The sequence below is a fragment of the Brevundimonas sp. genome (assembly GCF_044336875.1).
GTDB lineage: Bacteria > Pseudomonadota > Alphaproteobacteria > Caulobacterales > Caulobacteraceae > Brevundimonas.
On record NZ_JBIIOP010000004.1, the window covers coordinates 77,868 to 89,094 of the forward strand.

General features: G+C 67.7%; 10 protein-coding genes. 5 read left to right on the forward strand and 5 right to left on the reverse strand.

Features of this window, described 5'->3' with window-relative positions; translation table 11 throughout:
- Nucleotide 1: 1 nt before the first annotated feature.
- From dld to ACIQ1T_RS07375, 5 genes are all read right to left on the reverse strand, one after another.
- On the reverse strand, nucleotides 2-1,735 hold the full coding sequence (gene dld, locus ACIQ1T_RS07355; protein WP_395943881.1) for a D-lactate dehydrogenase: 1,734 nt from the start codon (nucleotides 1,733-1,735) through the stop codon (nucleotides 2-4).
- Nucleotides 1,732-2,658: an AEC family transporter gene (locus tag ACIQ1T_RS07360; RefSeq protein WP_395943882.1), complete on the reverse strand. Its 927-nt coding sequence runs from the start codon at nucleotides 2,656-2,658 to the stop codon at nucleotides 1,732-1,734. The genes dld and ACIQ1T_RS07360 overlap by 4 nt, the downstream gene beginning before the upstream one ends.
- Before the next feature lie 10 nt (nucleotides 2,659-2,668).
- On the reverse strand, nucleotides 2,669-3,466 hold the full coding sequence (locus ACIQ1T_RS07365; RefSeq protein WP_395943883.1) for an SDR family NAD(P)-dependent oxidoreductase: 798 nt from the start codon (nucleotides 3,464-3,466) through the stop codon (nucleotides 2,669-2,671).
- Between the two features lie 88 nt (nucleotides 3,467-3,554).
- Entirely contained in the window at nucleotides 3,555-4,352 is a 798-nt protein-coding gene (locus ACIQ1T_RS07370) for a phytanoyl-CoA dioxygenase family protein (RefSeq protein ID WP_395943884.1), read from the reverse strand.
- Between the two features lie 40 nt (nucleotides 4,353-4,392).
- On the reverse strand, nucleotides 4,393-5,073 hold the full coding sequence (locus ACIQ1T_RS07375) for a GntR family transcriptional regulator (protein WP_395943885.1): 681 nt from the start codon (nucleotides 5,071-5,073) through the stop codon (nucleotides 4,393-4,395).
- A gap of 203 nt (nucleotides 5,074-5,276) precedes the next feature.
- On the opposite strand from ACIQ1T_RS07375, the gene ACIQ1T_RS07380 reads away from it, so the two are divergent.
- From ACIQ1T_RS07380 to ACIQ1T_RS07400, 5 genes are all read left to right on the forward strand, one after another.
- Complete coding sequence (locus tag ACIQ1T_RS07380; protein ID WP_395943886.1) at nucleotides 5,277-6,119, forward strand: IclR family transcriptional regulator; 843 nt, start codon at nucleotides 5,277-5,279, stop codon at nucleotides 6,117-6,119.
- Nucleotides 6,116-7,291 carry an acetyl-CoA acetyltransferase gene (locus ACIQ1T_RS07385; RefSeq protein WP_395943887.1) on the forward strand — a complete coding sequence of 392 codons (1,176 nt, stop codon included), beginning with the start codon at nucleotides 6,116-6,118 and terminating at the stop codon, nucleotides 7,289-7,291. Before ACIQ1T_RS07380 ends, ACIQ1T_RS07385 begins: the two co-directional genes overlap by 4 nt.
- Complete coding sequence (locus tag ACIQ1T_RS07390; protein WP_395943888.1) at nucleotides 7,288-8,877, forward strand: acyl-CoA synthetase; 1,590 nt, start codon at nucleotides 7,288-7,290, stop codon at nucleotides 8,875-8,877. The genes ACIQ1T_RS07385 and ACIQ1T_RS07390 overlap by 4 nt, the downstream gene beginning before the upstream one ends.
- Before the next feature lie 103 nt (nucleotides 8,878-8,980).
- Nucleotides 8,981-10,357: a carbohydrate porin gene (locus tag ACIQ1T_RS07395; protein ID WP_395943889.1), complete on the forward strand. Its 1,377-nt coding sequence runs from the start codon at nucleotides 8,981-8,983 to the stop codon at nucleotides 10,355-10,357.
- A 235-nt stretch (nucleotides 10,358-10,592) separates the two neighbouring features.
- Nucleotides 10,593-11,204 carry a biliverdin-producing heme oxygenase gene (locus ACIQ1T_RS07400; protein WP_395943890.1) on the forward strand — a complete coding sequence of 204 codons (612 nt, stop codon included), beginning with the start codon at nucleotides 10,593-10,595 and terminating at the stop codon, nucleotides 11,202-11,204.
- Nucleotides 11,205-11,227: the final 23 nt, after the last annotated feature.

Genomic DNA, 11,227 nt, shown 5'->3' on the forward strand with positions numbered 1-11,227 from the left:
CTCAGACCCACTCGGCGCGGCGCGAGGTCATGCCGATGCCGGGGTTCAGACAGTTGCACGGGTCCAGCCGCTTGAAATGGGTGGTCTGGGCCGGAGCGGCCTTGTAGAGGTGACCGACATTGTGCTCGGCCGGATAGGCGGCGCGCCTCTGATCGAGCAGATCCCACATCCGGTGCTCCAGGGCGATCGGGTCGTGGCCCTTGGCGACGATATAGTCCTGATGGAAGACGTGGCAGAAGAAGTGGCCGTAATACAGGCTCTTCAGGATGGGCCGCTGCACATCGTCGGGCAAAACCTCCATCCAGTCCTGGTCGTTGCGGCGCAGGGCGATGTCCAGGGCGACGATGTCCGACACCTGGCGATGATGGACGGCGCGGTAGCGCACCGCCGCCCCCGCCGCCGCGAACCGGTGCAGGAAGGCGCGCACCCCCTCGTCCGGCGTGCATTCGAAAAAGGCGGAATCGCCGTCGGTCAGGGTCCGCGCCAGATAGGCCCTCGCCTCCTCCACGCCCGCGCCTGACATCTTCAGCATCAGATGGTGTTCGAACCGGTCGCGATACTGGTTCATCCGCGCCGGCAGGTGCTCGGGGAACAGGCCGCTGGCGAACTGCAGCAACCGGTCGCCGAGGTATTTCGGCAGGAAGCCCAAATCCTCGACCAGGGCGTCGAAGCGCGACTTCAGGCCGAACAGCTGGCCGATCCGGCCCGTGCCCAGGGTGCGGATGGCCAGGAAAGTGTCCTTCCCGTACTTCCGAGCGATGTCGTAGCAGTCGCGGTGCATGTATTCGCCGGCGACCGGCAGATGCTCGAAACCACTCAGGATGTCGCGCCGGATCCGCGTCAGCACCGCCGGGTCGTTGGCGCCGATGTAGAAGACGCCCGTCTCGCCCGCCGCCGGGAAGGTGTCGAGCCGCACGGCGAAGACCACCGCCTTGCCCGCGCTGCCCGAAGCCTCGAACAGGCGATCCGGGTCGGCGTTGAACCGCGCCGGGCTGTCGGCGTCGACGTCGCGGACGCGGCGGGCGTAGTCGCCGTCCGAGGCCTGACGGCCGGTGTCGGCCAGGATCTCGCCGGGCTGGAAGTCGCCCGCCTCGACGCGAGCCAGAACGGTCTCGGGGTCATCGCCCAGGGCCACGCCCAGATGATTGACCAGTTCGACCCGGCCGTCGGCGCCGACACGGGCGTAGAGAGCCATCTGGGTGTAGGCGGGACCGCGCTGGATCAGCGAGCCGCCGGAGTTGTTGCACACCCCGCCGACGACCGAGGCGCCGATGCAGGACGAGCCGATCACCGAATGGGGCTCGCGACCCAACGGTTTCAGCATCCGCTCCAACTGGTCCAGCGAGGCGCCGGGCAGGCAGATGACCTGACGCCCCTCCTCGATCAGATGCACCGCCGTCATCCGCAGGGTCGAGATGACCACCACCGGCCGGTCGTAGTCGTTGCCGTCGGGGGTCGAGCCGCCGGTCAGGCCGGTGTTGGCGGCCTGCATGATGACGATCCGCCCCGCCTCGACGCAGGCCCTGAAGGCGCGCCACTGTTCGACCAGGGAGCCAGGCCGCACCACCGCCTCCACCCTGCCCTCGCCGAAGCGATAGCCCCGGCTGTAGCGGCGCGTGGCCTTGGCGTCGGTCATGACATGGGCCGGACCGACGACGGCCTTCAGCCGTTCGATCAGAGACTCGAACGGAAGGGGCGGGTTCGCCACGGCGACGGTCGGGACATGAGTATTCATCGGATCACGGTCAGATAGACGGAGATGGAGACGATCGACAGAACGGTCGTCATCAGAATGGTCTGGGAGGCCACGGCGCCACGGCGACCATAGACCTGGGCCAGCATGAAGGGGCCGGCGCCGGTCGGCATCATGGCCATCAGCACCGCCATCTGCACCACCTGCAACGGGGCGTGCAGGATCGGCCCGGCGATCAGCCAGGCGATCAGCGGCTGGACCACCAGCTTGGCCGCCGTCAGGGGCGCCCAAGCCCAGTCGCCGAAACCGGCCTTGGCGTTCTCGGCCAGGAACAGGCCCAAGGCGACCAGGGCGCAGGGGATGGCGGCGCCGGCCAGCAGCTCCAGCAGGGTCGTCACACCCTCGGGCGGTTTCAGCCCCAGGGTGGAGAAGACCGCACCGAGCGCCGGGGCGATCATCATCGGATTACGCACCACCGCCCCGCCGGCCTTCAGCATCGCCTTGCCCAGCCCGTGCCCGTGGGCGCGCGCCATCTCCAGCCCGATCAGGCCCAGGGCGTAGAGGACGCAGGCCGTCAGGATCACCGACACGCCCGAGAAGGGCAGCGACCAGTCGCCGAACACCAGCAGGCCCAGCGGAATGCCGAGGAAGCCGTTGTTGGCGTAGGCCGCGCTCTGGGCGTCGACCACCGCATCCCCCGCCCCCAGCCTGCGCCAGGTCAGGGCCAGGACGAGAGCGAAAGTCCCGACCAGGGCCCCGGCCATGGCCAGGGTGAAGTCCAGCCGATAGCTGGACCAGTGGGCGTTGGCGGTGATGCCGAACAGCAGCGCCGGCTGGGCCAGCCAGACGACGAAACGATTGATCTCCGTGACCGCCGCCGGGCCGAGGATGTTCACCCGCCGACACAGATAGCCCAGCGCGATCAGCGCGAAGACGGGCAGAACGACATTGAGCAGGGCGGTCATGGAGTCTCGATCAGGCGCAGCGCGCGGTCAGGCCGCCGTCGACCACGATCTGGGTCGCATTGACGTATCTGGCCTCGTCCGACGCCAGGAACAGCGAGGCGTAGGCCACGTCCCAGGCGTCGCCCATCTTGCCGGTCGGGGACTGGGCGTCGCGCTTGGCCACCATGTCGTCGAACGAGCCGTCGTAGCCGCTGGTCAGAGCCCCTTTGATCAGGGGCGTGTTCATCAGGCCGGGCAGGACGCAGTTGGCGCGGATGCCGTCCCTGGCGTGCTGCAGGGCGATGTTCTGGGTCAGGCCCATGACCGCCGCCTTGGTCGCCGTATAGGCCGCATAGGGGAAGCCGATCCAGCGCGTGCCGGCGACCGAGCCGACGTTGACGATGGAGCCCTTCTGCTGGGCGACCATGTGCGGCAGGACATATTTGCAGGTCAGGAAGACACTGGTCTGGTTGATGGCGATCAGCCTGTGCCAGCTGTCCTCGGAGGCGTCGATCGCGCCGCCGGTCTCGGAGATGCCGACGTTGTTGTGCAGCACGTCGATGCGGCCAAAGGCGTCGATACAGGCCTGGACCATGGCCTGGACCTGATCCGATTTCGACACGTCGCAGGCGAAGGTCTCGCAGACGCCGCCCTCTTCCTCGATCAGGGCCTTGGTCTCGTCGGCGGCCTCGATCCGCAGGTCGATGGCGAAGACCTTGGCGCCTTCACGCGCATACAGGACCGCCGCCGCCTTGCCGTTGCCCCAGCCCGGCCCGGACGAACCCGCCCCCGTCACCAGGACGACCTTTTCCTTCATTCTCTCGCCCATGGGCGTCTCCTCGCGTCTTCTTGTTTTTGAACAAGACGCGGGAGCGGTTCGCGACCGCTCCCGCGTCCATACTCTTTGGCAGCGTGACTTAGGCGGCGACCTTCTGGCTGCGCGCGTACTGGACCAGGGCGTCGTCGGCGACCGGCTCGATGGGGGTGAAGTCGGTGTGGGCGATGTATTCGGCCCGTGTGGGCCTGGTGATCGCGTTCGAGACCGCCGACAGGGTCAGATAGACGATCTTGCGCGGATACGGCGTGATGTTGCCCGCCGAGCCGTGGACCAGATTGCCGTGGAACATCAGCAGGCCGCCGGCCTTGCCGGTCGGGGCGACGATGCCGCCCTGCTCCACCAGCTCAGCCACCGTGTCGTTGTCCAGGGTCCACAGCGGATAGGCCGTGGTCTCGGTGTCGTGGCCGGCCTCGATGGCGCCGCTCTCGTGGCTGCGCGGGACCAACATCAGCGGGCCGTTTATCGGCAGGACGTCGTCCAGGAAGACGGCGATGTTCATGGCGCGCGGCTCGGGCATGCCGTCGTCGTTGTGCCAGGTCACGAAGTCCTGGTGCCATTGCCAGACGTCGCCGGTGAAGGCCGCCTTCGCGTTGATCTTGAACTGGTGCATGTACACCGGCTCCTCGAAGGCCTGGGCCACCGGCTCCACCAGTCGCGGATGCTTGCCCAGCAGTTCGCAGGCCTTGTTGTAGGTGTGGCAGGCGAAGGCCGTACGCGGCGCCCCGGACTTCTCGCGCCAGATCTCGGGCCGCTCGGGCGCGAAGACGTCGGCGGCGGCTTCGCGCAGCACCTCCACCTCCTCGGGCGTGAAGGCCTCGGGGATGAAGATATAGCCCTCCGTGCGGAAATGCTCGATCTGTTCCTGGGTCAGTTTCATGGCGTTTCTCCTTTGATTGCTGTTGTTTGTGCGCCGGTCTTTACGCCGGTTGCGCAGTCCTCAGTCTCTGCTCGGTTTCGGAGCCGGCCTTGGCCGCATGGCTCCAGGCGGCCGAGGCCGCGCCTTCCGCATCCCCCGCCCGGATCAGGCGCACGATCTCGGCGTGCTCCTGCCAGGCGCGGGTGCGAATTTCGTCGACGGCCATGACCGCATTCATGGCCCGCTGGATGTGGGGCCACAGGGGCGCCAGCGTCTCCTCGATCGTCGGATTGCCGCACAGGCCGTAAACGACCTGGTGGAAGGCGACGTCCAGGGCCGCCCGCTCCGCCAAGGGCGTCTTCGGCCGGATGGCGTCGCCGGCGGCCAGTGCGGCGTCCAGCCGGCGCGCGTCCGCGTCCGACACGCGGCCGTCGGCGAACTTCTGGGCCAGCAGGCGCGCCGCCAGGGAATCGAGCGCCGCGCGGATCTGATAGACGTCGCGCAACTGGTCGGCGTCCAGCGGGGCGATCTCCACCCCGCGACGGCCGGATTCAATCACCAGCCCCTGGTGTTTCAGCAGATGCAGGGCGTGACTGATCGGAGCGCGCGACACGCCCAGATATTCCGCCAGCTCGCCCTGACGCACCCGCTGACCGGGGGCCAGGGAGCCGTCCGTGATCGCCGCCCGCAGCCGTTGATAGACCTGCTCCACGAGCATGGGGGCGGCGCTGATCGAGCTCATCGCATGGGTCATGATGGAATACGGAATACCGTAATCGAACCACCCCAACAACCGCAAATGCGCAAAAATATTCTACCGGTCCACTATTTGGACCTTTTAACTTTCTTCAAATGCCCATTTGACAGGGAAAATAAGTCGGTTCAGTTTCCGGTCCAGAAATGCCTATATAAGAGTCCAATATATGGACCATTTGGGAGTTTGAAATGACGGACGTCGAAATCAAGGCTGACGGCGCACAGGCGCTGGACCGCGCGCTAGGAATCCTGCGCCTGGTAGGCTCGCGCTCGAAGGAAGGTCTGCGCCTGGCCGACATCGTCAGCCAGTCCGGCCTGGCCAAGCCGACCGCCCACAGAATGCTGAAGGCGCTGGAGCGGAACGGCTTCATCGAACAGAGCGCCACGGACCGCCTGTACCACCTCGGCCCCGAGGCCTTCGTCCTGGGCGTCCTGGCCACCGAACGGTTCGGCATCCACCGCCTGGCCTCTGGCGCGCTGCAACGCCTGTCCGCCTCCAGCCAGGACACGGTCTTCCTGTCGGTGCCGCGCGACGGCCACGCCGTCTGCCTGGAACGTCTGGACGGCGCCTTCCCGATCCGCACCCACGTCCTGCAGGCGGGCGATCGCCATCCGCTGGGCGTCGGCGCCGGCAGCCTGGCCATGCTGGCCGCCATGAGCGACGACGAGGTCGAGCGGATCCTGGAGTCCATCGCCCCTGAACTGGCCTCCGCCTACCCCACCTACACGGCCGAGTTCCTGCGCGACGCCGTCGCCGAAACCCGCGCCGCCGGCTTCGCCTTCAATCCCGGCCGGCTGCTGGCCGGCAGCTGGGCCATCGGCGTCGCCGTGATCGGCCCCGAGGGCGACTGCGTCGGCGCCCTGTCGATCTCGGCCATCGAGACCCGGCTGGGCGACGCCCGCCGCGCCGAACTGGGCCCCATTCTCCAGCAGGAGGCGCAGAAACTGTCGCTGCGCCTCGCCCGCCCGGACATCGCCTCCCCCGCGCCCGAACAGGCGCGTCCCCCTGTACGCCTGAGGAAAACTTCATGACTGAAGCCGCCATCGTCGGCTGGGCCCACAGCCCGTTCGGAAAACTCCATGACGCGCCCGACGTCGAAAGCCTGATCGAAATGGTCGCCGCCCAGGCGATCGCCGACGCCGGCATCCAGCAGGATGAGGTCGACGGCGTCTTCGTCGGCGTGTTCAACGCCGGCTTCTCGAAACAGGACTTCCCCTCCTCCCTGGCCATGCACAGCGTGCCGGGCCTGCGCTTCAAGCCGGCGACCCGCGTCGAGAACGCCTGCGCCTCGGGCGCCGCCGCCGTCTTCCAGGCGCGCGACTTCATCGCCGCCGGTCGGGGCCGTTTCGCCCTGGTCGTCGGGGCCGAGAAGATGACCCACACCACCAGCGCCGTGGCCGGCGACGTCCTGCTGGGCGCCAGCTACCGCAAGGAAGAGGGCGACATCCCTGCCGGCTTCGCGGGCGCCTTCGGTCGCATCGCCCAGATGTATTTCCAGAAGCACGGCGACCAGTCGGACGCCCTGGCCACCATCGCCGCCAAGAACCACAAGAACGGCGTCGACAATCCCTTCGCCCAGATGCGCAAGGACCTGGGCTTCGACTTCTGCCGCAACGAGTCGGAGAAGAACCCCTTCGTCGCCGGCCCGCTGAAGCGCACCGACTGTTCGCTGATCTCGGACGGCGCGGCCGCCCTGATCCTGACGGACGAAGAGACCGCCAAGAGCATGAAGAAGGCGATCCGCTGGCGCGCCGCCGTTCACCTGAACGACTATCTGCCCCTGTCGCGCCGCGACCCGACCCATTTCGAGGCCGGCGCCCAGGCCTGGGCCAAGGCGCTGGAGATCGCGGACCTGAAGCTGGACGACCTGTCCTTCGTCGAGACCCACGACTGTTTCACCATCGCCGAACTGATCGAATACGAGGCCATGGGCCTGACGCCGCAGGGCCAGGGCGCGCGCGCCGCGCTTGAGGGCTGGACCCAGGCCGACGGCCGTCTGCCGGTCAACCGCTCGGGCGGGCTGAAGGCCAAGGGCCACCCGGTCGGCGCCACCGGCGTCTCGATGCACGTCATCTCCGCCATGCAGCTGGCCGGCGAGGCCGGCGACATGCAACTGCCCAAGGCCGATGTCGCGGGCGTCTTCAACATGGGCGGCGCCGCCGTCGCCAACTACGTCTCCATCCTCGAGCCGATCAAAGCATGACCATCCCCACCAGCAACCTGGCCTCGATGCTGGTCCATGCGGCGCAGCATTTCGGCGACCGCGCCGGCCTGATCCAGGGCGACCGCGTCTGGACCTGGACCGAGCTGAACGACCGCGTCACCCGCGCCGCCTCGGCCCTGGCCGCGCGCGGCGTCAAACAGGGCGACCGCGTCCTGGTCCATTCGCGCAACTGCAACGCCATGTTCGAGACCCAGTGGGCCTGCTGGCGTCTGGGCGCGGTCTGGGTGCCGACCAACTTCCGCCTGACCCCGCCCGAGGTCGCCTATCTGGCGTCCTCGTCGCGCGCCTCGGCCCATATCTTCGACACCGGCTTCCCCGATCACGCGGCGGCGGCGAAGGAAGCCAACACGGCCTGCGAGAATGTCTTCTGGATCGGCGCCTCCCCGAACGGAAATGGGGCGCCGGGCGAGGACTGGGAGGCCCTGGTCGCCGACGCCAGCGCGCCTTATGTCGAACTGGCCGACGTGGACCGCGACGACGTCTGCTGGTTCTTCTACACCTCGGGCACCACGGGCCGTCCGAAGGCGGGGATGCTGACCCACGGGCAGATGGCCTTCGTCACCGTCAACCACCTGTGCGACCTGATGCCGGACACCACGGAGGACGATGTCTCCCTGGTCGTCGCCCCCCTGTCGCACGGCTCGGGCATCCACGCCGTGACCCAGGTCGCCAAGGGCGCCGCCAGCGTGCTTCTGGCCACCGAGCGTCTGGACTGCGAAGAGGCCTGGCAACTGGTCGAGAAGCACAAGGTGACGAACATGTTCACCGTCCCGACCATCCTGACCATGCTGACCCAGCACGAGGCGGTCGACCGTTACGACCATTCCTCGCTGCGCTACGTCATCTATGCTGGCGCGCCCATGTACCGGGCCGACCAGCAGCACGCCCTGCGCAAGCTCGGCAAGGTTCTGGTCCAGTATTTCGGTCTGGGCGAGGTCACGGGCAACATCACCGTCCTGCCGCCGCGTCTGCATACGGTCGAGGACGACGCCGCCTATCCGATCGGCTCGTGCGGCCTGCCCCGCACCGGCATGGACATCGCCATACTGTCGGACGACGGCAAGCGTCTGTCGGCCAACGAGACCGGCGAAATCTGCGTGCGCGGCCCGGCCGTCTTCCTCGGCTATTTCGAGAATGACGAGGCGAACGAGAAGTCCTTCAAGGACGGCTGGTTCCACACCGGCGACCTGGGCCACCTGGACGACCGGGGCTTTCTCTACATCACCGGCCGGGCGTCGGACATGTTCATCTCGGGCGGGTCCAACGTCTATCCGCGCGAGATCGAGGAAGCGATCCTGACCCATCCTGCCATCTCGGAAGCCTGCGTCGTCGGCGTGCCGCACGACAAATGGGGCGAATGCGGCGTGGCCATCCTGGTCGTCCGCGAAGGCCATTCGGCTGACGCCCAGACGGTGCTGAGCCACCTCGACGGCAAGCTGAGCCGCTACAAGATCCCGACGGAAGTGCTGTTCTGGGACGCCCTGCCCAAGTCCGGCTACGGCAAGGTCGCCAAGGCCGAGGTCAAGAAGCTGCTGGAAGCGCAGGACGCCTCTCAGGCCGCCTGATCCAGAACGCCGGCGCGGGGTCTCAGGCCGCCCGCGCCGGCGCCAATCAAAGCGCCGCAAAGGCGCCGGCCGTCGATCTTCATGCATTGGGAGGAACAATCGCATGACCACTACCCGTACTCTCGCCCTGTGTGGCGGCGCCTTCGCCGCCGCCCTGATCTCCGCCGGTTCGACCCAGGCCCAGCAGGCCCAGACCCCGCCCGCCAATGTACCGCCGCAGGCGGTCACCCCGGCCGCCGCGACCCAGCCGGGCCTGTGGGACCGCCCGGCCCTGACCGGCGACTGGGGCGGCGCCCGCACGCGTCTGGCGGACAATGGCGTGACCTTCACGTTGAACGAGGTCGTGGACGCGGTTCACAACTTCAACGGCGGCACGCGCGACGAGAGCCGCGCCGCCGGCCAGCTGTTCCTGGGCGCCACCATCGACACCGAAAAGGCCTGGGGCGTCCCCGGCGGCAAGATCCAGGCGACCATCTTCAATCGCCAGGGCAACAGCCTGGCCAACGACGTCAACCTGGGCCTGCTCCAGCCGGTCCAGACCATCTACGGGCGCGGCACCATCTGGCGTCTCGGTCAGCTCTGGTACGAGCAGAGCTTCAATGACGGCGCCACCGCCCTGAAGGTCGGCCGCGTCACCCACGGCGAGGACTTCGGCGCCACGCCCTGCGGCAATGTGATGAACCTGATCCTGTGCGGCCCGGCCTCCAGCCAGATCGTCAGCGGCTATCTCTATAATATGCCGGTCAGTTCATGGGGCGCGCGTCTGCGCCAGCGGATCACCCCCGAGCTGCACCTCAATCTGGGCGTGATCGAATCCAACCCCGAGAATCTGCGCGAGGATCGCGGCTTCTATCTGGGCACCCAGGGCGCGACCGGCACCATCTACGCCGGCGAACTGCAGTGGACGCCCAAGTTCGGCGCCAACAATGACCTGCCGGGAACCTACAAGATCGGCGGCTGGTACGACTCCAGCGATTCCAACAACATCGCCTATGATGTGAACGGCGACTATCAGGCCGTCACCGGCCTGGCCTTCGCCCGCGAAGGTCATCATTCCGGTGTCCACGCCAATGTCCAGCAACAGCTGATCGCGCCCCAGACCGACGGCTCGCATGGTCTTTCGATCGTCGGCAATCTGGCCGTCGCCGACCGTGAGACCAACAGGCTGCGCGCCAAGACGGCGGTGATCCTCAGCTACACCGGCCTGATCCCCGGCCGGGCCAAGGACGACGTCACCTTCGGCGTCGGCGCGGCCATCGTGAACGGCCGGGTCACCGACGCCCAGCAGGCCCAGAACGACGCCGGCCTGCGCGTCGGCGATCCGCAGGACACGGAATACGCCTTCGAACTGAACTACGGCTACAAGCTGACCCCCGCCGTCACCGTGCGGCCGGGCGTTCAGTATATCCATAACCCCGGCGGTCAGGCCGACCGCGACGGCATTGTCGTCGGCGGGCTCAAGCTGGTCTTCACCCTCTGATCCTGCTTTCGGACCGGTGAAGGACCGGGGCCGGCTGTCCTGTCGTCTGACAGGCGGCCGGCCTTCTTGTTTCAGGGCTCGCCCCCTCGCCCGACGGTATTCGATACTTGCGATCGCCTCGCAGATACCCTACCCGACGCGCATATCCCGCGACGTCGCGCCGCTGCGGATCATCCTCCGTCGGCGCCAATATCGAACTGACTGGGTCGTCAGACCCACGGCTACAAGGCTCGCCATGACTGAAGCTGAACCAAGTCGCGCCAGGCGACTGAAGGCCGCCAGCCACGGAGTCCACGAAGGGCTGGACAACGCCATCATGGCCGCCAAGCCGTTCAGCAGTCGCGAGACCTATGTCGAGTTCCTGCGCATCCAGCAGCTGTTCCACCGCGACATCGCCGCCCTGTATGAAGCGCCGGAACTGACGGCCCTGTTTCCCGACCTGGCCGAACGCCGCCGCTATGATCAGGTAAGGGCCGATCTGGCCGACCTAGGGGCCGATCCGGCCGACGAAACCGCGCGCCCCCGCTTCGTTGCGGGCCAGGCGCTGGACCTGCCGACGGCCCTGGGGTGGCTCTATGTGGCCGAGGGTTCGAACCTGGGCGCCGCCTTCCTGATCAAGGCGGCGGCGGCGCTGGGTCTGTCGGACGAGTTCGGCGCCCGACATCTGGCCGCATCGCCCGAGGGACGCGCCAACCAATGGCGCAGCTTCACCGCCGTCCTCGACGCCCCCGAAATGACGGATGACGAAGAGGCCCGCGTCATGGACGGCGCCTCGGCCGCCTTCACCCGCGTACGCGGGCTGGTGGACGCCGGTTTCGGACAGGGAGGCGCGGCCGACGCCGCCTAGGCGGTACAGCCCGCGCCGCCGCT